The sequence below is a fragment of the Streptomyces sp. NPDC059092 genome, from assembly GCF_042756365.1.
GTDB lineage: Bacteria > Actinomycetota > Actinomycetes > Streptomycetales > Streptomycetaceae > Streptomyces.
Window position 1 is genome coordinate 599 of record NZ_JBHZEJ010000004.1, and the last position, 23,850, is coordinate 24,448.

At 71.4% G+C, this 23,850-nt stretch carries 19 protein-coding genes; 13 read left to right on the forward strand and 6 right to left on the reverse strand.

What is annotated here, in order from left to right; genetic code table 11:
- Nucleotides 1-1,091: 1,091 nt before the first annotated feature.
- Complete coding sequence (locus ACFXPL_RS03655) at nucleotides 1,092-1,514, reverse strand: YjbQ family protein (protein WP_384911856.1); 423 nt, start codon at nucleotides 1,512-1,514, stop codon at nucleotides 1,092-1,094.
- Between the two features lie 92 nt (nucleotides 1,515-1,606).
- Between ACFXPL_RS03655 and ACFXPL_RS03660 the strand changes: the two genes are divergently transcribed.
- The 6 genes from ACFXPL_RS03660 (at nucleotide 1,607) to ACFXPL_RS03685 (ending at nucleotide 6,964) form a co-directional block, all read left to right on the forward strand.
- Nucleotides 1,607-1,690 (forward strand): putative leader peptide, encoded by an 84-nt coding sequence (locus tag ACFXPL_RS03660; RefSeq protein WP_382893431.1) that lies wholly within the window; start codon nucleotides 1,607-1,609, stop codon nucleotides 1,688-1,690.
- Between the two features lie 160 nt (nucleotides 1,691-1,850).
- Nucleotides 1,851-2,717, forward strand: a complete 867-nt coding sequence (locus ACFXPL_RS03665) for an ABC transporter permease (protein ID WP_384911859.1) — start codon at nucleotides 1,851-1,853, stop codon at nucleotides 2,715-2,717.
- Nucleotides 2,690-3,463 (forward strand): ABC transporter ATP-binding protein, encoded by a 774-nt coding sequence (locus ACFXPL_RS03670; RefSeq protein WP_384911863.1) that lies wholly within the window; start codon nucleotides 2,690-2,692, stop codon nucleotides 3,461-3,463. Before ACFXPL_RS03665 ends, ACFXPL_RS03670 begins: the two co-directional genes overlap by 28 nt.
- A 35-nt stretch (nucleotides 3,464-3,498) precedes the next feature.
- The gene (locus ACFXPL_RS03675) at nucleotides 3,499-4,539 is read left to right on the forward strand and encodes an ABC transporter substrate-binding protein (RefSeq protein ID WP_384911866.1); all 1,041 of its coding nucleotides are present in this window, start codon (nucleotides 3,499-3,501) and stop codon (nucleotides 4,537-4,539) included.
- Nucleotides 4,536-5,753 carry an LLM class flavin-dependent oxidoreductase gene (locus ACFXPL_RS03680; RefSeq protein WP_384911869.1) on the forward strand — a complete coding sequence of 406 codons (1,218 nt, stop codon included), beginning with the start codon at nucleotides 4,536-4,538 and terminating at the stop codon, nucleotides 5,751-5,753. The genes ACFXPL_RS03675 and ACFXPL_RS03680 overlap by 4 nt, the downstream gene beginning before the upstream one ends.
- Before the next feature lie 68 nt (nucleotides 5,754-5,821).
- A complete protein-coding gene (locus ACFXPL_RS03685) occupies nucleotides 5,822-6,964 on the forward strand; it encodes an NAD(P)-binding domain-containing protein (protein ID WP_384911871.1) in 1,143 nt (380 codons plus the stop codon).
- 92 nt (nucleotides 6,965-7,056) lie between these two features.
- On the opposite strand, the gene mltG is transcribed toward ACFXPL_RS03685, so the two are convergent.
- Together mltG and ACFXPL_RS03695 are read right to left on the reverse strand one after the other, a co-directional pair.
- Nucleotides 7,057-7,902 carry an endolytic transglycosylase MltG gene (gene mltG, locus ACFXPL_RS03690; RefSeq protein WP_384911874.1) on the reverse strand — a complete coding sequence of 282 codons (846 nt, stop codon included), beginning with the start codon at nucleotides 7,900-7,902 and terminating at the stop codon, nucleotides 7,057-7,059.
- A gap of 392 nt (nucleotides 7,903-8,294) precedes the next feature.
- Nucleotides 8,295-10,244: an ABC transporter ATP-binding protein gene (locus tag ACFXPL_RS03695; RefSeq protein WP_384911877.1), complete on the reverse strand. Its 1,950-nt coding sequence runs from the start codon at nucleotides 10,242-10,244 to the stop codon at nucleotides 8,295-8,297.
- Nucleotides 10,245-10,502: 258 nt separating this feature from the next.
- Between ACFXPL_RS03695 and ACFXPL_RS03700 the strand changes: the two genes are divergently transcribed.
- The 5 genes from ACFXPL_RS03700 (at nucleotide 10,503) to ACFXPL_RS03720 (ending at nucleotide 16,420) form a co-directional block, all read left to right on the forward strand.
- On the forward strand, nucleotides 10,503-10,946 hold the full coding sequence (locus tag ACFXPL_RS03700; RefSeq protein WP_384911880.1) for a MarR family winged helix-turn-helix transcriptional regulator: 444 nt from the start codon (nucleotides 10,503-10,505) through the stop codon (nucleotides 10,944-10,946).
- A gap of 111 nt (nucleotides 10,947-11,057) precedes the next feature.
- On the forward strand, nucleotides 11,058-12,926 hold the full coding sequence (locus ACFXPL_RS03705; RefSeq protein ID WP_384911883.1) for an ABC transporter transmembrane domain-containing protein: 1,869 nt from the start codon (nucleotides 11,058-11,060) through the stop codon (nucleotides 12,924-12,926).
- Nucleotides 12,923-14,704, forward strand: a complete 1,782-nt coding sequence (locus ACFXPL_RS03710; protein WP_384911885.1) for an ABC transporter ATP-binding protein — start codon at nucleotides 12,923-12,925, stop codon at nucleotides 14,702-14,704. The genes ACFXPL_RS03705 and ACFXPL_RS03710 overlap by 4 nt, the downstream gene beginning before the upstream one ends.
- A 97-nt stretch (nucleotides 14,705-14,801) precedes the next feature.
- Complete coding sequence (locus tag ACFXPL_RS03715; RefSeq protein ID WP_384911889.1) at nucleotides 14,802-15,371, forward strand: helix-turn-helix domain-containing protein; 570 nt, start codon at nucleotides 14,802-14,804, stop codon at nucleotides 15,369-15,371.
- 122 nt (nucleotides 15,372-15,493) lie between these two features.
- On the forward strand, nucleotides 15,494-16,420 hold the full coding sequence (locus ACFXPL_RS03720; protein WP_384911892.1) for a class I SAM-dependent methyltransferase: 927 nt from the start codon (nucleotides 15,494-15,496) through the stop codon (nucleotides 16,418-16,420).
- A gap of 31 nt (nucleotides 16,421-16,451) precedes the next feature.
- Here ACFXPL_RS03720 and ACFXPL_RS03725 read toward each other — a convergent pair whose 3' ends face one another.
- A complete protein-coding gene (locus ACFXPL_RS03725) occupies nucleotides 16,452-17,243 on the reverse strand; it encodes a metal-dependent hydrolase (RefSeq protein ID WP_384911895.1) in 792 nt (263 codons plus the stop codon).
- 239 nt (nucleotides 17,244-17,482) lie between these two features.
- Between ACFXPL_RS03725 and ACFXPL_RS03730 the strand changes: the two genes are divergently transcribed.
- A complete protein-coding gene (locus tag ACFXPL_RS03730) occupies nucleotides 17,483-19,996 on the forward strand; it encodes a DEAD/DEAH box helicase (protein ID WP_384911898.1) in 2,514 nt (837 codons plus the stop codon).
- 78 nt (nucleotides 19,997-20,074) lie between these two features.
- The gene (locus tag ACFXPL_RS03735; RefSeq protein WP_384911902.1) at nucleotides 20,075-20,947 is read left to right on the forward strand and encodes an acyl-CoA thioesterase; all 873 of its coding nucleotides are present in this window, start codon (nucleotides 20,075-20,077) and stop codon (nucleotides 20,945-20,947) included.
- Nucleotides 20,948-20,965: 18 nt separating this feature from the next.
- Here ACFXPL_RS03735 and ACFXPL_RS03740 read toward each other — a convergent pair whose 3' ends face one another.
- Both ACFXPL_RS03740 and ACFXPL_RS03745 read right to left on the reverse strand, forming a co-directional pair.
- Nucleotides 20,966-21,910, reverse strand: coding sequence for a LamG-like jellyroll fold domain-containing protein (locus ACFXPL_RS03740; protein WP_384911905.1), 945 nt, complete (start codon nucleotides 21,908-21,910; stop codon nucleotides 20,966-20,968).
- Nucleotides 21,900-23,351, reverse strand: coding sequence for a PQQ-dependent sugar dehydrogenase (locus ACFXPL_RS03745; RefSeq protein WP_384911908.1), 1,452 nt, complete (start codon nucleotides 23,349-23,351; stop codon nucleotides 21,900-21,902). Before ACFXPL_RS03745 ends, ACFXPL_RS03740 begins: the two co-directional genes overlap by 11 nt.
- Nucleotides 23,352-23,850: the final 499 nt, after the last annotated feature.

Here is a 23,850-nt window from a genome sequence, read left to right on the forward strand (position 1 = left end):
CCCAACCTCTTGGTGCCCCTGTACTACCAGACCGGGTCCCGGACTCCCGCCGGCCGGCCCCCCGCCTGCCGGACTCCCGTCATCGGCGCGGTGGGCGGCTGCGAGGGTCGGAGGCGGCGGGGTGAGGGGCAACCGTGGGTGGCCTCTGAGCGCTGGTGCGGTTGTCCGCCGTCTTGCGCTGGCTCGTGCCGGCCTGCAGGCGACGGGCGGCCTCGCCCGGGTGCGCGGGGAGCTGAGCGGGTCGCCGTAGAACCCACCGTGACTCACAAGTCCACCGCGCCTACGCGAAGGCAGGGTCTCGGCAACGGCCTGGTCGATCAGGCGGTCACGAGACGTGATCATCCACGTCTCGCCGGAAGCCGATCGGTCGATGTGAGGTTCCGCCACCGAGGCTTCACGCGCTGTCTGCTCATCGATCCCGACCACTCGAACCCTCCTCTCGCCTACCTGGGCGCTTCACCCTTCCAACGGCGTCCGGCTTGGCTGTGCCGGAGATGCGGGGTGGAGGGAGGGCGACGTGGGTGGTCCGCTCTCCAACTCACCGCCGACTCGATCCTTCCGCTACAGCACGTCCGTCGGATTCTGTTCGGGTCCGTGCATGAAACCGGGCGCCCAACGCACCGGTGCACCGGCAGGGAAGAGGGTCGCCCGGATACCGAAACCAATGAGAATCTCCTTGCGAGCCGGTACATCCGGTGCGCGGAACCAACGGTCCGCGACAGTTCCACCCGTCGGACGCCGGACCATGCCGGGCGCAACGAGACCGCCGTAAGGACCCCTTTCGTCACGCAGCCAGGGGCTCAGTTTCGGGCGGGATACGGGGTCCGTGGCGCCCGAGACCTCCCAGTCGTCGGCCCAGCCGATGATGTGCGCGCCAACGGACGCCGCAGCCGTGAGCACGTTCTCCCGCTGGCGCTCAGGGACGACGTCGCCAACTTCACGCGCGACCGTCGCCGCACTCCGAGCAGGCATTTACCGCATCCGCCATAGGGACGTTCAATCGCGTGTGGGGCCGCACCGTGCAAGCTTCTCTCCGTTCGCGCGCGCATGGTACGGAGAATCGGCGGCACGACCCCTGGGAGCGATCTTGGTCAGCCCAGGAAGCTGAGCCGGACCTGACGGTTCGTATTGTCGACGTTCGTGTCGACCAGGCAGACCGACTGCCACGTACCCAGTTCCAGGCGGCCCGCGATCACCGGCAGTGTCGCGTGGGGCGGGACGAGGGCGGGGAGGACGTGGTCCCTGCCGTGGCCCGGGGTGCCGTGGCGGTGGTGCCAGCGGTCGTCGGCGGGGAGCAGGGTGCGCAGGGACGCGAGGAGGTCGTCGTCGCTGCCCGCGCCCGTTTCGATGACCGCCACTCCCGCGGTGGCGTGCGGCACGAAGATGTTCAGGAGGCCGTCCCTGTCCGTCGCCGCCTCCCGGAGGAATTCGGCGCAGGCGTGGGTCAGATCGGTGACCGTCTCCTCGGTGCCGGTGGTGAGACGAAGGACCTTGGTGGTGAACGCGTGAGGCATACCTCCATCTTGCCGACCGCTGGACGAGAACGCGCGTCCGCGTGGCGAGACGCCATTGACCGGATCCGGAAAGTCTCGCTACGTTCTGCGCCATGTCGCGATCAGCTCTGCTCACCACGCGCGGTCACATCGACCTGCTGCGGGTGGCCTCCGCCGCGTGTTGTCGCGGCCGCTGAGCACTTTTCGGCTCCGGCGCCTTCCTGCCCCGAGCCCCGCGTCTCCCCACCACCCCGTCGTACCCGGCTGACCGTGCCGTAGCACCACTGTGCGCGGACGCCGGGGCGGGGTCCTGACGCCTCCCCCCTCCCCCGCTCTGTCGCTGTCCGTGGAGTGCCCATGACGCTCGATCATGCCCCGCCCGACATATCACCTGATTCCACCCTCCCCTCGCCTGTCCTGGAGGCCGTGACACCGGTCTCCGCGCGCGGCTCGCGGCCGCGGGCCGTCCCCCGGTGGCTGCGTCGCACGGTCGGACCGCTGCTGCTTCTGCTCTGCTGGCAGGTGCTCAGCGCGGCGGGGGTGCTGCACCGTGACATTCTCGCCTCGCCCGGCACCATCGCCCGGGCCGCCGGTGATCTGATCGCCGACGGGACCCTCCCCGCCGCCATGGGGGTCTCGCTCCAGCGCGTCGCCGCCGGGCTGTTGCTCGGCGGGGTGATCGGGGTCTCGCTGGCCCTGGTGTCGGGGCTCTCCCGGCTCGGTGAGGATCTGGTCGACGCCACGGTGCAGATGCTGCGCACCGTCCCCTGGGTCGGTCTGATCCCGCTGTTCATCATCTGGCTCGGCATCGGCGAGGCGCCCAAGATCGCGCTCATTTCGCTCGGGGTCGCCTTTCATCTCTACCTCAACGTGTACGCGGGGATCCGCGGCGTCGACGAACAACTCGTCGAAGCGGGCGAGTCGTTGGGGCTCGGCCGCTGGGGGCTGATCCGGCATGTGGTCCTGCCCGGGGCGCTGCCCGGTGCGATGACCGGTCTGCGGTACTCGCTCGCCACCGCCTGGCTCGCGCTGGTCTTCGGGGAGTCGATCAACGCGGACGCCGGCATCGGCTTCCTGATGAACCAGGCCAGGGACTTCTTCCGTACCGACATCATCGTGGTCTGCCTGGTCGTCTACGCCCTGCTCGGCCTGCTCGCCGATGCCGTCGTCCGTACTCTCGAAAGGCTGCTGCTGCAATGGCGACCGACCTTCACGGGCCAGTGAAAAACGCGCCGGAACTCGACGGCGCGGCGGCCGTACGGGTCGAGGGGCTGACCCGGTCCTTCGGCGGGCGGCCGGTGATCGACCGGCTCGATCTGTCCCTGCGGCCCGGGGAGTTCACCGCGCTGCTGGGCCGCAGCGGCTGCGGCAAGTCGACCCTGCTGCGGGTCCTGGCGGGCCTCGACCGGGAGATCGAGGGCACCGTACTCGTACCGAAGCGGCGCGCCGTCGCGTTCCAGGCGCCGCGGCTGATGCCGTGGAAGCGGGTCTGGCGCAATGTGCTGCTCGGTCTGGACGGCAGGCCCGAACGGGCCGTGGCCGAGAGCGCGTTGGCGGAGGTCGGCCTGGCGCACCGGTCGGGCGCCTGGCCCAAGACGCTCTCGGGCGGCGAGGCCCAGCGCGCCTCGCTCGCCAGGGCGCTGGTACGGGAGCCCGATCTGCTGCTGCTCGACGAGCCGTTCGGGGCGCTGGACGCGCTGACCCGGCTCACGGCGCAGCGGCTGGTCGCCGAGTTGTGGCAGCGGCGCGGCTGCGCGGTGCTGCTCGTCACCCACGACGTGGAGGAGGCTCTGCTGCTCGCGGACCGGGCGCTGGTGATGCGGGACGGTGTCATCGCGTACGAGACACCGGTCGCGCTGGACCGGCCGCGTTCCGTGGGCGATCCGGGCTTCGCCGCTCTCCGCTCGCGGCTGCTGGCCGAGTTGGGGGTCGACGAACACTCCGTCGGTCCCGATGGCGTCACCGCGTAGCCCAGTCCACCCCTCCCCCACCTGAGAGACCGCTCATGAAACGTTTTCTGCCCGCTGCCCTGTTGCCCCTCGCCCTGCTTCTCACCGCCTGCTCCGGCATTTCGTCCGCCGACGGTTCCGGCGGGGCGGGCGGCTCCACCGACGGGAAGGGATCGGTGACCCTCGACGTCGGTGATCAGAAGGGCGGTTCCGAGGCGGTACTGCGGGCCGCCGGTGAACTCGACGATCTGCCGTACAAGGTGAAGTGGTCGACGTTCACCTCCGGGCCGCCACTGCTCGAAGCGGTCAACGCCGGTGCCGTGGACGTCGGTTCGGTCGGCAACACCCCGCCGGTCTTCGCCGCCGGGGCCAAGTCGAAGATCACGGTCGTGGGTGCCACGCACGGTGACGCCCGGGGCGAGACCATTCTCGTACCGAAGGACTCGAAGCTGAGGAAGACGGCCGACCTGAGGGGGAAGTCGGTCGCGGTCGCCCAGGGCAGCTCGGCGCACTACCAGTTGATCGCCTCGCTCCGGCGCGCAGGCCTCACCCTCAAGGACATCAAGGTCACCCTGTTGCAACCGGCCGACGCGCTGGCCGCGTTCGCCGGGGGCAAGGTCGACGCCTGGGCCGTGTGGGACCCGTACACGTCGCAGGTGCTCCGCGCAGGACAGGGCCGGGTGCTGACGGACGGACAGGGTGTGGTCAACGGGCTGAACTTCCAGGTCGCCGCCGACGCCGCGCTCAAGGACAAGGCGAAGACGGCGGCGCTCGGCGACTTCATCGACCGGCTGCGCCGGGCCCAGGACTGGGTCCACAAGCATCCGCGGGAATGGGCGAAGGTCTGGGCGAAGGACACCGGGCTGCCGTACGACGTGGCGCTGGACGCGGTGAAGCTGACCTGGGGGACGCGGGTGCCGGTGGCGCTGGACGCGGCCGCGGTCGCCTCCGAGCAGAAGATCGCCGACACCTTCGCCGAGCTGGGGCTCATCCCCCGCCGCTTCGACTTCGCCGACTACGTCGACGACCGTTTCAACAAGGATCTGCCGCCGTCGACCTCACCCGCGCGCAGCTACGGAAAGGCTTCCTCCCGATGAGTGTTCATCTGCACTGGTTCCTGCCGACCGGCGGCGACGGGCGCACCCTGGTGGACCGTCACGCGTACACCGACGGGGGCATCAAGCGGTCGAAGATCACCCCGGTGAGCGGGGTCAGGGCGCCCGACATCGAGTATCTGGCGCAGATCGCCAAGGCCGCCGAGCATCTCGGCTTCGAGGCGGTGCTGACGCCGACCGGCACCTGGTGCGAGGACGCCTGGCTGACGACGATGGCGCTCGCCCAGCAGACGGAGCGGCTGAAGTTCCTGGTCGCCTTCCGGCCGGGACTGATCTCACCGGTGCTGGCGGCGCAGATGGCGGCCACGTACCAGCGCGTCACCCGGGGCAGGCTGCTGCTCAATGTGGTGACCGGCGGCGACGCCACCGAGCAGCGGCGCTTCGGTGACCACCTCGACCATGACCGGCGCTACGCGCGGACGGCGGAGTTCCTGTCCGTGGTGCGGGGCGCGTGGGAGGGGCGTCCGTACGATTTCGACGGGGAGCACTTCCAGGTGGAGGGCGGGCTGACGGCGCTGCCGCCCGACCCGCTGCCGGACATCTTCTTCGGCGGCTCGTCGGCGGCGGCGGGGCCCGTCGCGGCGCAGCACGCGGATGTCTATCTGACCTGGGGCGAGCCGCCGGCCCAGGTGAAGGAGAAGATCGACTGGATCCGCTCGCTCGCCGAGGACCGCGGCCGTACGGTCCGGTTCGGCATCCGGATGCACACCATCTCGCGGGACTCGGCGCGCGACGCCTGGGCCACGGCGAACCGGCTGCTGGACGATCTCGCCCCCGAGACGGTGGCCGCGGCCCAGCGGGCGCTGGGCCGGAGCGAGTCGGTGGGCCAGCAGCGGATGCTCGCCCTGCACGGCGGCTCGCGCGACGATCTGGAGATCTCGCCCAACCTGTGGGCGGGGGTCGGTCTGGTACGGGGCGGGGCGGGCACCGCGCTGGTCGGCAGCCATGCCGAGGTCGCGGACCGGATCGAGGAGTACCACGAGCTGGGCATCGAGCACTTCGTGCTCTCCGGCTACCCGCATCTGGAGGAGGCGTACTGGTTCGGGGAGGGGGTGACGCCGGTGCTGGCAGAGCGCGGACTGCTGGCGCGCGTCCCGGCGTCCCCGCTGCTCGGGGTGGCGGGTGCGGGCGGCGCGCAGGCGCCCGGCGGCGGGAGCGGGGGCGGCGCGCCGCTGCTGCTGGCCGGGGGCCGCTGAGCCGCCGGGCGGGGGCGAGAAGGTCCCGGGCGGGGAAGATTGCCGGAACCCCGACTGTTGGTAGAACCGTGAACGACTTTGGGGTACGTGACATCGACGTGGTGGTCATCGGCGCCGGGCAGGCGGGCCTGTCCGGCGCCTACCATCTGCGGCGCTCGGGGCTGGAGCCGGACCGCGAGTTCGTCGTCCTGGACCATGCCCCGCGACCCGGCGGCGCCTGGCAGTTCCGCTGGCCGTCGCTGACGTACGGCAAGGTCCACGGCATGCACGCGCTGCCCGGCATGGAGCTGGTCACCGGTCCTGACGACGACGGCCGGCCGTCGTCCGAGGTGATCGGCGCGTACTTCACGGCGTACGAGCGGCGCTTCGGCCTGCGGGTCCGCCGGCCGGTCGATGTCCGTGCCGTACGGGAGGGGGCCGGCGGGCGGCTGCGGGTGGAGACCTCGGAGGGGAACTGGTCGGCCCGGGCGGTGATCAACGCCACCGGGACCTGGGACCGCCCGTTCTGGCCGCGCTACCGGGGACAGGAGACCTTCGGGGGGCGCCAGTTGCACACGGCGGACTATCCGGGGCCCGAGGAGTTCGCGGGGCTGCGGGTGATCGTGGTCGGCGGCGGGGCCTCCGGCACCCAGCACCTGATGGAGATCGCGCGGGTGGCGGCGGAGACCACCTGGGTGACGCGCCGCCCGCCGGTCTTCCGCGAGGGCCCGTTCACCGAGGAGTGGGGCCGGGCGGCCGTGGCGCTCGTCGACGAGCGGGTGCGCCGGGGGCTGCCGCCGCGGAGCGTGGTCTCGGTCACCGGGCTGCCGGTGACGGAGGCCCTCGCGCGGGCGCGCGAGGAGGGGGTGCTGGACCGGCTGCCGATGTTCGACCGGATCACGCCGGGCGGCGCGGCCTGGGACGACGGCCGGACGGTGGACGCCGATGTGATCCTCTGGGCGACCGGGTTCCGGCCCGCGATCGACCATCTCGCACCGCTGGGGCTGCGGGAGCGGGGCGGCGGCGTACGGGTCGAGGGGACGCGCGCCGTGCAGGACGAGCGGGTCCATCTCGTCGGGTACGGGCCCTCCGCCTCCACGATCGGCGCCAACCGGGCCGGACGCGCGGCCGTACGGGAGATCGGGCGGCTGCTGGAGCGTGCGCCCGGGGAGGAAACGGCAGACGGCGGAGAACCGGCGGGGGGCGAGAAGGCGGAGGCGCTGCGTGCGTGAGGGCTGGGTGCCTTCGCGAGGGTCGGGGTGCCTTCGCGAGAGGCGGGGGCCTCCGCGAGAGGCGGGGGCCTTCGTGAGGCTGGACGCCCTTCCTACGAGGCGTTCGCGCGGTGTTTGTTGAACTCCTCGACGTTCGCGCGGTGTTCGGCGTACCGGTTCGTGAAGCGGGTGTCGCCGGGCTTCACGGTCACGAAGTACAGCCAGTCCCCGGGCGCGGGACTGACCGCCGCGCGCATCGCCTCCTCCCCCGGGTTCCCGATCGGCGTGGGCGGCAGTCCCTTGTGTTCGTAGGTGTTGTACGGGCTCTTCGTCCTGGTCTCGGCGTGGGTGGTGTCCAGTGTGGAGCGGTTCAGCGCGTAGTTGAGCGTCGAGTCCATCTGGAGCGGCATGCCCAGGGCGAGCCGGTTGTGCACGACCCTGGCGACCCGGGCCATGTCCCCCGTCGTGGCCGCCTCCGCCTGGACGATGCTGGCGATGGTGACCGTCTGGTAGGCCGTCACCCCGTGGGACCGCGCGCCGGCGGTGATGTGGTCGCCGCCGAACCGCTGGTTCGCGGTCCTGACCATGTAGCCGAGCAGTCCGGTGGGGGTGGTCGAGGGGGCGATCGGGTACGTCGCCGGGAAGAGATAGCCCTCCGGGTTGGACCGGGCGGCCTCGGGCAGTTCGAGCCGGGCGCTCGTCAGCGCCTTCCGGGTGGTGCCCTCGGGCACGTCGAGCGCGCGGTCGACCGAGGCGTACACCTGGGTCGCGCGCCGGCCCTCGGGAACGATCAGGGACGTCGCGCGCCGGGCACTCTCGTCCTCGCCGGTCAGCAGGGCCACCGGCACCAGCACCGCGACGGTCGCCACCAGGGCCGCGCCGGCGATCAGCACCAGCCGGCCACGGCGGGTCAGGCGGGTGCCGCGTCCGGGGCGCGCCACCGGAGGCTCGTTCGTCATATGGGCACGCTAACCCGGAGCGATCGTCAATTCCGACATCTCGGGCGGGGTGCCACGGATGGCGCGCGTTCGGACGGACGCCTGGCGGACGAACAAGGTACGAAGAACACACGAACATGGAATCGGTTATTCGTCAGAACGTGTGATCGCATCGGATGCCGGCGCGCCGCACCGATGCGACAGGTGATGCTTACGGAGCGCGTTCGACGGGCCGCAGACCGCGAAGCGCGCTGTCCCGCAGTCGCGTCACGTACAGGGAGAACCACCTCGATGAACGTCATCACCAACCCGCTCGCCGGCATCGTCCACTCCGTGGGCTGGCTCGTCTGACACACCTTCACCGAACGCGGTGCCGTCGCTTCCCGTCCCAGGGAGCGGCGGCACTGCCGTGTTCACCGGGGTTCGAGAGCCACGGGGGCGAGATCGCCGGCCCCGGGCTCGTGCGCGTGCCCCGGGCGCTCGTCCCTGCGGACGAGGGCGGCGTAGCGGCCGTCCCGCCGGAGCAGTTCCTCGTGCGTGCCCCGTTCGGCGACGGCACCCGCGTGGAGGACGACGATCTGGTCCGCGTCCCTGACCGTGGAGAGCCGGTGCGCGATGGTGATGGTCGTACGACCTTCGGAGAGCGCGTCGATCGCCTGCTGCACCGCGTGTTCCGTACGGGTGTCGAGCGCGCTGGTCGCCTCGTCCAGGATGAGTACGGGCGGGTTGCGCAGGATGGTACGGGCGATCGCGAGGCGTTGTTTCTCGCCACCGGAGAAGCGGTATCCGCGCTCACCGACCAGGGTGTCGTAGCCGTCGGGCAGCGAGGCGATGTGGTCGTGGATCTGGGCGGCTTCCGCGGCGGTCCGCATCTCCTCGTCCGTGGCGTCCGGCTTGGCGAAGCGCAGGTTGTCGGCGACCGAGGCGTGGAACAGATAAGTCTCCTGGGAGACGACTCCGACGGCCCGGGCGAGGGTGTCGAAGTCCAGATCGCGTACGTCCACGCCGTCGAGGAGGACCCGGCCGCCCGTCACGTCGTACAGCCGGGGTACGAGGTAGCTGAGGGTCGACTTGCCGGAGCCCGTGGGGCCGACGACGGCGAGGCTGCCGCCGGACGGGACCGTCAGGTCGATCCCGCTGAGGGTCTGCCGGTCCTTGTCGTCGTAGCTGAAGTCGACACCGTCGAAGCGGACTTCGCCGCGGATCCGCTCCAGCCGGACCGGCCGCTCGGGCTCGGTGATGTCGACGGGGAGATCCAGGTACTCGAAGATGCGCTGGAAGAGGGCGAGGGAGGTCTGCATGTCCACTCCGGTGGACAGCAGGCTCACGGCGGGCCGGAAGAGCCCCTGCTGGAGCGAGACGAAGGCGACGAGCGTCCCGATGGAGACGGGGGTGCCGCCCCCGCCGAGCGCGATGCCCGCGGCCCAGTAGATGACGGCGGGCATGGCCGCCATGACGATGCCGATGGTCGACATCCGCCAGCGGCCCGCCATGTTGGAGCGGACCTCCAGATCGACCAGGCGCTCGGACTCGTCGGCGAAGGAGCGCGTGAGCGAGTCGGCCCGGCCCATCGTGCGGCCGAGGAGAATGCCGCTCACGGAGAGCGATTCGGTGACGGTCGCGGCCATGGTGGCCATCTGCCGCTGGCGCTCCGTGGTGATCCTCTTGCGCTCGCGGCCGACCTTGCGGCTGATCCAGACGAAGACGGGAAGCAGCACCATCGAGACGGCGGTGAGCCGCCAGTCCAGGGCGAGCATCGCCACGACCGAGGCGATCACGGCCGTGAGGTTGGAGACCAGCGAGGTCGCGGTGGAGGTCACCGTCGCCTGCATGCCGCCGATGTCGTTGGCGATGCGCGACTGGACCTCTCCGGTCCTGGTCCGGGTGAAGAAGGCGAGCGGCATGCTCTGGAGCCGGCTGTAGACGCCGGTCCGCAGATCGTGCATGACCCGCTGGCCGACGGTCGTCGAGATCAGCGTCTGGAGCACGCCGAAGATGCTGTTGACGACCGCCGTCAGGATCATGCCGAGGGCGAGCAGGCTCAGCAGGCCGGTACGGCCCTGCGGGATCGCCGTGTCGAGGATCTCGCGCAGCATGAACGGCGAGGCGACCGTGACCAGCGACGATGCCGCGACGAGCAGGCCGACCAGGGCCAGCCGGCCGCGGTAGGGACGGAAGAGGCCGAAGATCCGCCGTAGCTGGGCAGGCTGCTCGGACTCCGCCCCCGGCTCGGGCTCCGCTCCCGGCCCCGGGCCCTTCCCCGGTCCCGGCTTCGGTCCCGGCAGACCTGATCGATCCGGCCGATCGGGGCCCTCGGGGGCGGGGCGGAGCGGGGGTGTCCAGGTGGATGGTTCGGGTTTCATGGGCTCCTTCGATGACGCATGTCCGACGACAGATCTTCGGTGACCGATGTCCAACGACCGACGACCGGTATCAGATGTCCGACGGCCGATGTCCGACGACCGATGTCCGCCGTTCGGCTTCCGCCGCCCGATGCCGCGGGAGGATTTCCACGGCGGCGGGCGCTCCGTCTCCGGAGGGGCGGGACCGGTCAACTTTACCGACCCTAGCTCACTGTTACCTATGTTCACAATCACCTTGGTCCTGATAATATTCCGGGCATGAGCACCCCCGATGTCGACGGCATGCTGGCCGAGCAGCTCCTGCGGCTGACCCGGCGGCTCCACCGCATCCAGAAGCAGCAGCTCGAACCGATCGGCATCACCCCGGCCCAGGCGCGGCTGCTGCGCGCTCTCACGCTCTACGACACACCGCCGCGGATGACCGATCTGGCCGCCCGGCTCGAAGTGGTTCCCCGGGCCGTGACCACCCTGGTCGACAGCCTGGAGGCGAGCGGCTGGGTGCGCCGCGCCCCGGACGCGACCAATCGCCGGGTGATCCGTATCGAGCTGACCGACACCGGCCGGGCGACGGTACGCGCGCTGCGCGGCGCGCGCCGGTCCGCCGCCGAGGACGTACTGGCGCCGCTGACCGCCGAGCAGCGCGAGGTGCTCGGCGGGCTGCTGTCCACCCTGGTCGACGGGGGCTCCGAGCGCCCCTGCTGAGCGCGGCCGGACGGCCGGAACCGGCCTCCCCCCGCGGAAAACCCATTGCCTCGGGCCTTCGAAAACCGCGAACCTGGCACGGTTCGGGCCACCCACGAGTCATGGGACATCATGCAGATTCGCGACCTTCCGTATCCCGATCCGGGGATTCCCGATGTCCGGTCAGGCCCCCGGTTCCTGTTGTGGCTCGGGCGCAACCAGTTGGGCGGACAGCTCAAGTCGCTCTCCTGGGGCCTGCTGCACCAACTGGGCATCGCCGGACTGCCCATCGGCGCCGGAGTCGCCGTCCAGGCCGTCATCGACCGCTCCGGGGGCCGGCTCGCGCTGGCCGGCGGCCTGATCGCGCTGTTCGGCCTGGCCATCGCCGTCGGCGACACCATGCTGCACCGCGCCGCCATGACCAACTGGATCACGGCCGCCGCCCGTCTCCAGCAACTGCTGGCACGCAAGACCGCCGAGCTGGGGTCCGCGCTGACCCGGCGGGTCGCCGCCGGTGAAGTGGTCGCGGTGTCCACGGGCGACGTCGAGAAGATCGGATGGTTCGTGGAGGCGCTCTCGCGCTTCCTGGCCGCCGTCATCGCCATCGCCCTGATCTGTGTCGGCCTGGTCCTGTACCTGCCGGAGCTGGGCGTGCTCGTCGCCGTCGGCGTGCCGGTGCTCGCCCTCTCCGTACTGCCGCTGCTCCCCCGGGCCACCCAACGCGCCGACATCCAGCGCGAGAAGGCGGGCAGGGCCACCGAGCTGGCGTCCGACACCGTCGCCGGGCTGCGGGTGCTGCGCGGTATCGGCGGCGAGGAGCTGTTCCTCGGCCGCTACCGCACCGCCTCGCAGGAGGTGCGCGAGGCCGCCGTACGCAGCGCCCGTATGTGGGCCCTGATCTCGGCGATCCAGGTCCTGCTGCCGGGCGTCCTGCTGGTCACGGTCGTCTGGTACGGGGCCCGGCTCGCCCTGGACGGACGGATCGAGGTCGGCGCGCTGGTGACCGTGTACAGCACGGTGACGCTGATGCTCTTCCCGCTGAGGCACTTCGAGGAGATCGCGATGGCGTACTCCTTCTCCCGGCCCTCCGCGAAGCGCGCGGCCCGGGTGCTGTCCCTGGAGCGTACGGCGTACGAGGACGAGCGCGGCGGGCTCGACGACGCCCGGCCGACGGGCGATCTGTACGACCCCGCCACCGGACTCCTCGCCCCGTCCGGGCTGCTCACGGCCGTGGTGTGCGGGGACCCTGACGCGGCGGGACGGCTGGCCGAACGGCTCGGCGGCCATGCGGCCGAGGCGGAGAAGAGCCCGTCCGTGCTGCTCGGCGGGGTGGCGCTGGACGATCTCCCGCTGGACTCGGCACGGGCGAGCGTCCTCGTACAGGACAAGGATCCGGTGCTGCTCTCCGGGACGCTGACGGAGCTGCTGGACATCCCGGCCTCCGGCGCGGTCGCCCCGGCGGCGGCGCTGACCGCCGCACAGTGCGGGGACGTGCTGGACGCGCTCGTCCAGGCGTCGGTCGACGGCAGCGGGGACCCGATGCGGTCCCGGATCACCGAACGGGGACGTTCGCTCTCCGGTGGGCAGCGCCAGCGGCTGGCTCTGGCCCGTTCGCTGGTCACCGACCCGGAGGTGCTGGTGCTCGACGAGCCGACCTCCGCCGTCGACTCGCATACGGAGGCACGGATCGCGCGCGGGGTGAAGGAACTGCGCGCCGGGCGTACGACGGTGGTGTTCGCGTCCTCGCCGCTGCTGCTGGACCACGCGGACCGCGTGGTCTTCGTCCACGAGGGCGAGGCCGTGGCGGTGGGCACGCACCGGGAGCTGCTGGGCGGTGACTCCGGCTACCGGGCGGTCGTCACCCGCGAGACGGACGACGCGGCGGCGGGCACCGGGAAGCCGGACGGCCCGGAGGCCGCCGCCGAAGAGGCGGAACACGTCATGGCCCCCGTCGCGGCACGGGTGGCACGGACCACGAGCGGCATGGAGGAATCAGCGTGATCGGCTTGGCACCCCCGGCGTACGACCCGGCGGCACCGGAGTCGGCGACCACCCTGCCCGTCGGGACACCGGCGACCGTACGGACGTATGTGAGCGAGCTGCTGCGGCGCCACCGTACGGCGTTCGTCGTGCTCGTCGCGGTCAACGCCGTCTCGGTGATCGCCTCGATGGTCGGCCCGTACCTCCTCGGCACCATCGTCGAGGACCTGTCGAACGGCACGCGCGACCTGCGTCTGGAGCGTGTCGTCGCGGTGTTCGTGATCGCGCTGGTCGTCCAGACCGTGTTCGTACGGATGGTGCGGCTGCGCGGGGCGATGCTCGGCGAGAAGATGCTCGCGGACCTGCGCGAGGACTTCCTCGTCCGGGCCGTCGGGCTGCCGCCCGGCGTGCTGGAGCGGGCCGGGACGGGCGATCTGCTCTCCCGGATCACCACGGACATCGACCGGCTGGCCAACGCGATGCGTGAGGCCGTGCCGCAGCTCGCGATCGGCGTCGTGTGGGTGATCCTGCTGCTCGGCGCCCTGACGGTGACCGCGCCGCCGCTGGCGCTCGCGGTGCTGGTGGCGCTGCCGCTGCTGATCGTCGGCTGCCGCTGGTACTTCCGGCGGGCCCCGGCGGCGTACCGCTCGGAGGCCGCCGGATACGCGGCCGTCGCGGCGATGCTCGCCGAGACCGTCGACGCGGGGCGGACCGTGGAGGCGCACCGTCTCGGCGGGCGCCGCATCGCGCTGTCGGAGCAGCGGATCCGGGAGTGGACCGCGTGGGAGAGGTACACGCTCCATCTGCGGTCGGTGCTGTTCCCGGTCATCAACCTCACCCATGTGACGATCTTCCTGGCCTCGCTGGTGCTGGGCGGGGTCTTCGTCCTCCAGGGCTGGCTCACCGTCGGTCAGCTCACGACCGGCGCGCTCTTCGCGCAGATGCTGGTGGACCCCGTCGGACTGATCCTGCGCTGGTACGACGAGCTGCAGGTCGCCCAGGTGTCCATCGCCCGGCTGGTCGGCGTACGGGACATCGAGCCCGCCGCCGGTGACGCGTCGGTCGTGCCCGAGGGCCGCGATGTCACCGCCGACCGGGTGCACTTCGGCTACCGCGAGGGCGTCGACGTACTGCACCGGGTGACCCTGGACATCAGCCCCGGCACCCGACTGGCGCTGGTCGGCCCCTCGGGCGCCGGGAAGTCGACGCTGGGCAGGCTGCTCGCGGGCATCTACGGGCCGCGGCAGGGCAGGGTCGCGCTGGGCGGCGCGGAGCTGTCCCGGATGCCTGCGGAGCGCGTACGCGAGCAGGTGGCTCTGGTCAACCAGGAGCACCACGTCTTCGTGGGGTCGCTGCGCGACAACCTGCTGCTGGCCCGTACCGGCGCGGCGGACGAGGAGCTGTGGGCCGCGCTCACGGCGGTCGACGCGGACGGCTGGGCGCGGGCGCTGGGCACGGGGCTGGACACCGAGGTCGGCTCCGGCGGGGCGCCGCTGACGCCCGCCCAGGCGCAGCAGATCGCGCTGGCCCGGCTGGTGCTGGCGGATCCGCACACGCTGGTGCTCGACGAGGCGACCTCGCTGCTGGACCCGCGCGCGGCCCGGCATCTGGAGCGTTCGCTGGCCCGGGTGCTGGAGGGCCGTACGGTCATCGCGATCGCCCACCGGCTGCACACCGCGCACGACGCTGATGTGATCGTGGTGGTCGAGGAGGGCCGGATCAGCGAACAGGGCAGCCATGACGAACTGGTCATGGCGGACGGCCCGTACGCGGCGCTGTGGCGCTCCTGGCACGGCTGACGGCCGCCGGGGACAGCGCACGGTGCTGTCCCCGGCGCCCGGCCCCGCCGTCCGGGGCCGGTCACCCGTCTTGCGTTTGAGGCATACAGTGCCGCTCATGACGCAAGACAGTGACGAGCTGGACAGTCTGGTACGCAAACGGATCCGGGCGCTGCGCCTGGCGCAGGGCTGGTCCCTGGAGGAGCTGGCCGGCCGTGCCCGGCTCAGCCAGTCCACGCTCAGCCGTATCGAGACGGGCGGGCGCCGACTGGCCCTGGACCAGCTCGTCACGCTCGCCCGCGCCCTGGACACCTCGCTGGACCAGCTCGTGGAGACGGCGACCGACGATGTCGTCATCAGCCCGACGATCGACGCGAACCGTGGGCAGATGCGCTGGCCCATGAAGGCGTACTCCGGTATGAGCGTCGTGCGCCAGCGCATGACGGACCCCCCGCCCGACAGCCCCTCCCGCATGCGCGCCCATCCGGGCCGCGAATGGCTCGTCGTCCTGTCCGGCACCGCGGTCCTGCTGCTGGGCAACCGGCGCATTCGCGTGGAGACGAACCAGGCGGCGGAGTTCCCCACGATGCTGCCGCACGCCATCGGCGCGGAGGGCGGGCCCTGCGAGGTCCTGGGCGTCTTCGACCGCGACGCCCGCCGCGGCCACCAGCGCGGCGACGACGCCTGAGAAGGCGGTCGGCCCGCTCCGCGGAGACGCCCCTTGCGCGTTCGGCAGGCCAACCGGCCATCGTCTTGCGCATACGGGGAACCATGATGCCGCGAGCGCATGATCCTCCTAGCGTGGCGGTCATGACTCACGCTTCCGCACACGCGGCACACGACGACGCGCGCCCCGTTCCCCCGCACACCCCCGGCCCCGACGCCCGCGCGAAGACCGACCGGGCGGAGACCGACCGGGCGAAGAGCGATCAAGAAGAGATCGACCAGGCGGAGACCCTCGACCTGGACGCGGAAGTGCTCGCCGAGCACATCGCCTCCATCACCGCGTGGCTGCCCGTCGAGCGAGGGCCTCGCCACATCGTCGATCTCGGATGCGGGACCGGGACCGGCACCTTCGCCCTGCTCGCGCGCTTCCCGGAAGCGGAAGTGACCGCCGTCGACACATCGGCCGGCCATCTGCACCGCCTACGGGAAAGGGCCGAGGCGCTCGGCGTGGCCGACCGCGTGCGCACGGTGCCGGCCGATCTCGACGCGGACTGGCCCGAGCTCGGCCGGCCCGACCTGGTGTGGGCGTCGGCGTCGATGCACCACATGGCCGACCCCGACCGGGCCCTGCGCGAGGTCCACGGCCTGCTCGCGCCCGGCGGCCTGTTCGCCGTCGTCGAGCTGGCCGACTTCCCGCGCTTCCTGCCCGAGAACGCCCCGGCGGAGCGGCCCGGCCTTGAGGAGCGCTGCCACGCCGCCCTCGCGCACCACCACGCCGAGCACGTACCGCACCGCGGGGCCGACTGGGGGCCCAAGCTGGCCGCCGCCGGGTTCACCGTCGAGGGCGAGCGCACGATCACCGTGAACGTCGACGGTTCGCGCGACGAGGCGGTCGGCCGCTACGCGCTGAGCAGCCTGAAGCGCCTGCGCGGCGGCGTCGCCACCCTTGGCGCCGAGGACCTGACCGTCCTCGACCAACTGCTCGACGCCGACAGCCCCCTCAGCATCCTGCGCCGCGACGACCTCACGGTACGCACCGAACGCACCGTGTGGGCGGCACGCCGCGCCTGACCCGTGCGGGTCGGCGCCGCCGCCAGGCCCCTCAGACCAGATTGAGGGCGAACGCGGCGCCGACCCCGCCGAGCAGCATGAACACGGGCATCAGCACCTTCACCTCCACCCAGGCGCCGGCGCGGAAGCGCATCGCCTTCGGCGGGCCTATCGGGTACCAGCGCTTGCGGCCGAGCGGTATGGGCCACAGGATCGGGCAGCCCGACATGGTCAGCGCGTCGCCGATGTCGTGCACCAGCGCGCCGAGGATGATCGGCAGGCCCAGCCAGAGGTATTCCTGGCCGGGCTCGGTGAACAGCCAGTTCGCGCCGTTGCCCGGCTGGTCCAGGATGCCCGCCAGCATCCAGGCGCTGGTCGCGCCGAGCAGCCAGACCAGGACGTCGCTGGAGACCCGGGCGGCCTTCCAGAGCAGGCCCTCCACCGCGAGGACGAGGTGGACGAAGAGGATCGCGAGGACCCCCCACCGGCCGCCCGTGTACGCGATGGCCGAGGCGCCGGCGCCGATCAGAACGGCCCAGAGCCAGGTGTGGGTGAGCGTGCGGTGGCCGCCGGTCCTGCGGGGGTCACCCGGCTTCCTGGTCGACTTGTAGACCGCGTACGACAGCTTGTCGACGACCTCGCAGAGCGTTCTCGACACCGGGCCGAACGCCCGCGATATCGTCGCGGCCTTGTGGTCGAGGTCCGGGGCGAGCGCGGCTCCCGCGCAGATCAGCGCCCCGACGACCAGCACGGGCCAGGGCATCGTGTACCCCGCGGCGGTCGCGGCGGCCCCCACCCCCAGCCAGGCCGCTGCCCCTGACAGAGAGTGTGCCGGTCCCATCATGGTCGTATCCGTCCCGTCCCGTTGCAGTTGTCGTGAGCCCCCTGGTGCGGGGGCTCCGTCCGGTGAATCCGTTGTGCCGTGAGGTCCTGAAGCGTCCGAGGTGAAGCCTCGTGTCGTGGGACTCAGGGCTCTGAAGCCAGTTGTCCTGATGCCCAGTTGACACGGCAGCGTATCTCTCATGATCTTCTGCCCGCTGTCCGGTTCCCTCATCCGGCCGGAAGGAAGGCAAGATGGGGGGCGTGACCCTTATCGATCGCCTGCCGCCGGATGCCGACCCCGATGCCCTCTTCGAGGCTTTCTCCTCCTGGGCCGAGGGCCAGGGCATCACGCTCTATCCGGCTCAGGAGGAGGCCCTGATCGAGGTGGTCTCCGGGGCCAACGTGATCCTTTCCACTCCCACCGGTTCCGGAAAGAGCCTGGTCGCGGCGGGTGCGCACTTCACGGCGCTGGCGCAGGACAAGGTCACCTTCTACACCGCGCCGATCAAGGCGCTGGTCTCGGAGAAGTTCTTCGACCTGTGCAAGCTCTTCGGCACGGAGAACGTCGGCATGCTGACCGGCGACGCCTCCGTCAACGCCGACGCCCCGGTGATCTGCTGTACGGCCGAGGTGCTGGCGTCGATCGCGCTGCGCGACGGGAAGTACGCGGACATCGGCCAGGTCGTGATGGACGAGTTCCACTTCTACGCGGAGCCGGACCGCGGCTGGGCCTGGCAGATCCCCATCCTGGAGCTGCCGCAGGCCCAGTTCGTCCTGATGTCCGCGACGCTCGGGGACGTCTCGCGCTTCGAGGAGGACCTGACCCGGCGCACGGGCCGGCCGACCTCCGTCGTCCGGTCCGCGACCCGCCCGGTGCCGCTCAGTTACGAGTACCGCCTCACCCCGATCACCGAGACGCTGACCGAGCTGCTGGAGACCCGGCAGGCGCCGGTCTACATCGTGCACTTCACGCAGGCGGCGGCCGTCGAGCGCGCGCAGTCGCTGATGAGCATCAACATGTGCACGCGCGAGGAGAAGGACAAGATCGCCGAGCTGATCGGCAGCTTCCGCTTCACCACCAAGTTCGGCCGCAACCTCTCCCGGTACGTACGCCATGGCATCGGGGTGCACCACGCGGGCATGCTGCCCAAGTACCGCCGGCTGGTGGAGAAGCTGGCCCAGGCGGGGCTGCTGAAGGTCATCTGCGGTACGGACACACTCGGCGTCGGCGTCAACGTACCCATCCGTACCGTGCTGTTCACCGCGCTCACCAAGTACGACGGCACCCGCGTGCGCACCCTGCGCGCCCGGGAGTTCCACCAGATCGCGGGGCGCGCGGGGCGGGCCGGGTTCGACACGGCGGGCTTCGTCGTGGCGCAGGCGCCCGAGCACGTCGTGGAGAACGAGAAGGCGCTGAACAAGGCGGGCGACGACCCCAAGAAGCGCCGCAAGGTGGTGCGCAAGAAGGCGCCCGAGGGGTTCGTCGCCTGGTCGGAGACGACCTTCGACAAGCTGATCGGCTCCGATCCCGAGCCGCTGAACTCGCGTTTCCGGGTCACGCACACGATGCTGCTGTCGGTCATCGCCCGCCCCGGCAACGCCTTCGAGGCGATGCGCCGGCTGCTGGAGGACAACCACGAGCCGCGCAGGCAGCAGCTCCGGCACATCCGGCGGGCCATCGCGATCTACCGTTCGCTGCTGGACGGCGGGGTGGTGGAGCGGCTGGAGACCCCGGACGCGGAGGGCCGTATCGTCCGGCTGACGGTCGATCTCCAGCAGAACTTCGCGCTCAACCAGCCGCTGTCGACGTTCGCGCTGGCCTCGTTCGAGCTGCTGGACCCCGAATCGCCGTCGTACGCGCTGGACATGGTCTCGGTCGTCGAGTCGACGCTGGACGATCCGCGGCAGATCCTCGCGGCCCAGCAGAACAAGGCGCGCGGCGAGGCCATCGGCGCGATGAAGGCGGACGGGATCGAGTACGAGGAGCGGATGGAGCGGCTCCAGGAGGTCACGTACCCCAAGCCGCTGGAGGAGCTGCTCGTCCACGCGTACAACACCTACCGCACGAGCCATCCGTGGGTCGGTGACCACCCGGTCTCGCCGAAGTCCGTGATCCGGGACATGTACGAACGGGCGCTGTCCTTCACGGAGTTCACCTCCCACTACGAGCTGGCGCGCACCGAGGGCATCGTGCTGCGCTACCTCGCGGGCGCGTACAAGGCGCTGGAACACACCATTCCGGACGACCTGAAGTCGGAGGACCTGGAGGATCTCACCGCCTGGCTCGGCGAGATGGTCCGGCAGGTCGACTCCAGTCTGCTGGACGAGTGGGAGCAACTGGCCAACCCCGAGGTGGAGACGGCCGAACAGGCGCAGGAGAAGGCCGACCAGGTCCGGCCGGTCACGGCCAACGCCCGTGCCTTCCGGGTCCTCGTACGCAACGCGATGTTCCGCAGGGTCGAGCTGGCCGCCCTGGACAAGGTGTACGAACTGGGCGAGCTGGACGGCGACTCGGGCTGGAACGCGGACCGCTGGGGCGAGGCGATGGACGCGTACTGGGACGAGTACGAGGACCTGGGCACCGGGCCGGACGCCCGCGGGCCCAAGCTGCTCGCCATCGAGGAGGACCCGGAGCACGGGCTGTGGCGGGTCCGGCAGACCTTCGCGGACCCGAAGGGCGACCACGACTGGGGCATCGGCGCCGAGGTCGACCTCGCGGCCTCGGACGAGGAGGGGCTCGCGGTCGTACGGGTCACGTCCGTGGGCCAGCTCTGACCCACCCACCCACGGCTGTACGGCGTGGTACAGCCCTTCGAGAACGATCGTGAACCGAGAACGGGAGCACACGGCACCATGACGAACCCCGCCGAGCGGCTGGTCGATCTGCTCGACCTGGAGCGGATCGAGGTCGACATCTTCCGCGGGCGCAGCCCCGAGGAGTCCTTGCAGCGGGTCTTCGGAGGGCAGGTGGCGGGCCAGGCGCTGGTCGCGGCCGGCCGCACCACCGACGGCGACCAGCCGGTCAACTCGCTGCACGCCTACTTCCTGCGGCCCGGGCGCCCCGGCGTCCCGATCGTCTACCAGGTCGAGCGGATCAAGGACGGGCGTGCCTTCACCGCGCGCCGGGTCACGGCCGTCCAGCAGGGCCGTACGATCTTCAATCTGACGGCCTCCTTCCACCACCCCGAGCAGGGCGGCTTCGAGCACCAGCTCCCGCCCCGGCTGGAATTCCCCGACCCCGAGTCGCTGCCCACGGTCTCCGAGGAGGTCCGCGAGCACCTGGGGGAGCTGCCCGAGCCGCTGGAGCGGATGGCCAGGCGCCAGCCGTTCGACATCCGGTACGTGGACCGGCTGCGCTGGACCAAGGAGGAGATCAGCGGCGCGGACGCGCGCAGCGCGGTGTGGATGCGCGCGGTGGGCCCGCTCGGTGACGACCCGCTGGTGCACACCTGCGCGCTGACGTACGCGAGCGACATGACGCTCCTGGACGCCGTGCGCATCCCGGTGGAGCCGCTGTGGGGGCCGCGCGGCTTCGACATGGCGTCGCTGGACCACGCGATGTGGTTCCACCGGCCGTTCCGGGCGGACGAGTGGTTCCTGTACGACCAGGAGTCCCCCATCGCGACCGGCGGCCGGGGCCTGGCCCGGGGCCGGATCTACGACCGCGAGGGCAGGCTGCTGGTGTCGGTGGTGCAGGAGGGGCTGTTCCGCAGGCTGAACGGCTGACCGGCCGGCCGGAACTCCTCACCTGCTCCGCCGGTACTGGGCCAGGATCTCGTCCGGGGTCAGGGCCCGGTCGAGGAACATCAGGTCGTCCATCCGGCAGTCGCAGGAGTTGGCCTCCCTGGTGTTCTGCGGATAGCTGCCACCGATCTTGATGCCGCGCGGGTCGGTCGGCGACGCGAGGTCGGGCTCCGGTTCGCCCTCGACGGACCAGGGGTCGCCGGTGGTGGTGTAGGAGCCGGGCAGCGGGCGGCCGTTGCGGTAGAGCGCCATCGTGCCGTCGTCGTAGTCGAAGGTGGCCGCGAGGAACACCCACTCCCCCCGGGGCAGCAGCGTCGTCCAGTCGGCGTCGGCGGCGAAGGTCCCCGAACCACCGCCGTCGACGCGGCGGCCGAGCGCGACCACCTTCATCTCACCGTTCACCGTGATGAGTTCGAGGAGGGCGCGCACATCGTGGCCCTGGGACGTGCCGGTGAGGATGCCGGCCAGTCCGATCGCACCGTAACGGTCGGTGGGGTCGGTGGAGTTCGAGTTGAGGCCCGGGTTCTCGCCGGTCATCTTGAACCAGCCCATGACGGTGGTCTCGCGTACCCCGCTGAACGCGCGCAGGGAGGGAACGCCGTCCGGGGCGTAGACCCCGGCCTTCCAGTCGTCGTTGCCGGCGGTGGTGGGCGAGATCTGCCCGGTCCGCAGGACAGGGCCGCGGGCGCTGTCCCAGACACGCATCCGGGTTCCGCCGTTGACGAGCTGGATGTCGGTACCTGACCCGCCGCGATCACGCTCCCAGCCCGGATTCCCGCGTACGGGATGGGCGAAGTCGTAATACGCGACCAGGTTCGGGCGGAGGCCCGCCGGTACGGGAGCGGAGGCGGCGGTCGCCTGCTGGGCGGGGGCGAGTGCGCCGCCCAGCAACCCTGCGGCCAGCGCCAGCGCCCCCGCGGCTCGCAGAACGCCGCTACCGCGCATCGGTCACCTTCCAGATCTTGCCGTTGGCCTTCGAGAGCACGTACAGCTCACCCGCGCGGTCCGTACCGAAGCGGAGGTCGACCCGCTCGTCGCCGGCCAGCGCCCGCATCGAGGTCACCGCGCCCTGGGCGTCGAAGATCTGGAGCTGGTGGACGGATGCGAGGGGGCCGCCGCGGCGCATCTCGCGCACCTCGGAGTAGAGGATCCGGCCGCTCACGCCCTCGGAGTAGACGTATTTTCCGTACAGCTCGGGAATCCGCCACCCGCGGTAGACGAATCCGCCGATGAGCGCGTTCCCGCTGTCGGCGCAGGGGCGGTCCGCCGGTGGGTTGTGGTCGAAGGCCGCGACCGGGTAGGTGTAGCCGTTCTTGGCGTCGTCGTCCGGGAGGGGGAAGACCCCGCAGGTGGGGTTGTCCGCCTTGCGGTAGGCGAAGGGGCCCTCGCGTTCGCTCCAGCCGAAGTTGTCGCCCGCCCTGACCTCGTAGACGGACTCGACCCGGTGCTCGCCGATGTGCCCGACGAACATCTGGTGGCGCCCGCCGGTGTCCCAGCTGAAGCGGTGGGGGTCACGCAGCCCGTAGGCGTAGATCTCGCCGAGCTTGCCGGGCTGCCCGACGAAGGGATTCGAGGCCGGGATCCCGTACTTGCCGCCCGGTCCGTCGTGGCCGAGGGGGTCGATCCTGAGGATCTTGCCCTGCGGCGCGGTCAGGTCCTGGGGAACCGTGCCTCCCGCGCCCGCTCCGCCGTCCCCGACGGCGACGTGGAGGAGGCCGAAGTCCTTCTGCCAGGGGCGGGCGTTCGGATCGAAGCCGATCTCCTGGATGTTGTGGAAGACGTCCTGGAATCCAAGACGCATCACCTCGCGCCGGGTCCCGCTGAACGTGCCGGACGCGGGGGCGTCGGCGGTCCATTCGGTGATCACGGAGTGCACGCGCGTGGTGGCCGGTGCCGGGAGATCCACCGGTTTGGTGGTGAGCGCGTCGCGCGCCTCGGTGTGAACGGTGTAGAAGAGGCCGTTCCGCGCGAAGCCCGGGTGGAAGGCCACGAAGCCGAACCCGCTGCCCAGTCCCCGGTGCGACCAGAAGTCGGGGCCCACGGCCGCCCCTACGTCGAGGTACTCGCGCGAGGCGCCCTCGCGGTCCAGCAGATAGAGCTTGCCGTTGAGATCGGGTACGTACAACCGCCTTGAGCTGTCGGGCAGTTCACCGAGGTAGTTGATACGGGCCCAGCGGTTCAGCCGGGTATCCGTGGGCGGCGGTACCGATTCCGACCTCGGGAGGGCCGCGAACTCCTTGAGCACCAGACCGTGCCGGGAGACGGCGGGGTCCGGCAAGGGGTCGTCGATCGGCGCGCCGTCCTCCGCGAGGGCCGGTGGCGCGAGAAGCGCCATCAGCAGCACACCCGCAGCGATCACCAACCGGCTTCGGCCGGACTTGGGCATTCCGCTCACCTCATCGGTTCGCAGTGCGTGGAAAGTGCGTAGAAAGCGCTTCCAGCGGCGCCTGCGTCACGCTACAAAGAGTGGCCGGGGGGAGACAAGAGGCGCGCAGGAACAATGTGATGTACACGCCAATTCTGGCCACCGGCCTCTTCCGCGACGCGCTTCACCCACCGACCGTCGCGCGGGGGCCGGCCGGCGGACCGGAGGCTCCACGCGGAGGCACGCGGACGCCTGGTGCGGTCCGGGCGCTTTCCGGCCCGCTCGGGCGCCCCTACGGCGTACACCTCCGTGCCAACAGCCCGGACCGGATCACGGGCGCGATGCGGGACTTCCGACCCCGCGCGTACGATGCCGCCCTCCGCCGGGCCCCGCGGCGTCCCGAGTCCCTCGGCGTCCCGAGCCCTGCGGCGTCCCGAGTCCCTGCGGCGCCCTGGGCCCCTCGGCGGGCATCACCGCGTCTCCCGCTCCCGCCCCACGGGTGCGCGTCACCCCCTGTACT

Coding starts and splice junctions, on each gene's coding strand:
- ACFXPL_RS03655 (WP_384911856.1), bottom strand. CDS start 1,514: ATGCCTCACGCGTTCACCACCAAGGTCCTTCGTCTCACCACCGGCACC.
- ACFXPL_RS03660 (WP_382893431.1), top strand. CDS start 1,607: ATGTCGCGATCAGCTCTGCTCACCACGCGCGGTCACATCGACCTGCTG.
- ACFXPL_RS03665 (WP_384911859.1), top strand. CDS start 1,851: ATGACGCTCGATCATGCCCCGCCCGACATATCACCTGATTCCACCCTC.
- ACFXPL_RS03670 (WP_384911863.1), top strand. CDS start 2,690: ATGGCGACCGACCTTCACGGGCCAGTGAAAAACGCGCCGGAACTCGAC.
- ACFXPL_RS03675 (WP_384911866.1), top strand. CDS start 3,499: ATGAAACGTTTTCTGCCCGCTGCCCTGTTGCCCCTCGCCCTGCTTCTC.
- ACFXPL_RS03680 (WP_384911869.1), top strand. CDS start 4,536: ATGAGTGTTCATCTGCACTGGTTCCTGCCGACCGGCGGCGACGGGCGC.
- mltG (WP_384911874.1), bottom strand. CDS start 7,902: ATGACGAACGAGCCTCCGGTGGCGCGCCCCGGACGCGGCACCCGCCTG.
- ACFXPL_RS03695 (WP_384911877.1), bottom strand. CDS start 10,244: ATGAAACCCGAACCATCCACCTGGACACCCCCGCTCCGCCCCGCCCCC.
- ACFXPL_RS03700 (WP_384911880.1), top strand. CDS start 10,503: ATGAGCACCCCCGATGTCGACGGCATGCTGGCCGAGCAGCTCCTGCGG.
- ACFXPL_RS03705 (WP_384911883.1), top strand. CDS start 11,058: ATGCAGATTCGCGACCTTCCGTATCCCGATCCGGGGATTCCCGATGTC.
- ACFXPL_RS03715 (WP_384911889.1), top strand. CDS start 14,802: ATGACGCAAGACAGTGACGAGCTGGACAGTCTGGTACGCAAACGGATC.
- ACFXPL_RS03720 (WP_384911892.1), top strand. CDS start 15,494: ATGACTCACGCTTCCGCACACGCGGCACACGACGACGCGCGCCCCGTT.
- ACFXPL_RS03725 (WP_384911895.1), bottom strand. CDS start 17,243: ATGATGGGACCGGCACACTCTCTGTCAGGGGCAGCGGCCTGGCTGGGG.
- ACFXPL_RS03735 (WP_384911902.1), top strand. CDS start 20,075: ATGACGAACCCCGCCGAGCGGCTGGTCGATCTGCTCGACCTGGAGCGG.
- ACFXPL_RS03740 (WP_384911905.1), bottom strand. CDS start 21,910: ATGCGCGGTAGCGGCGTTCTGCGAGCCGCGGGGGCGCTGGCGCTGGCC.
- ACFXPL_RS03745 (WP_384911908.1), bottom strand. CDS start 23,351: ATGCCCAAGTCCGGCCGAAGCCGGTTGGTGATCGCTGCGGGTGTGCTG.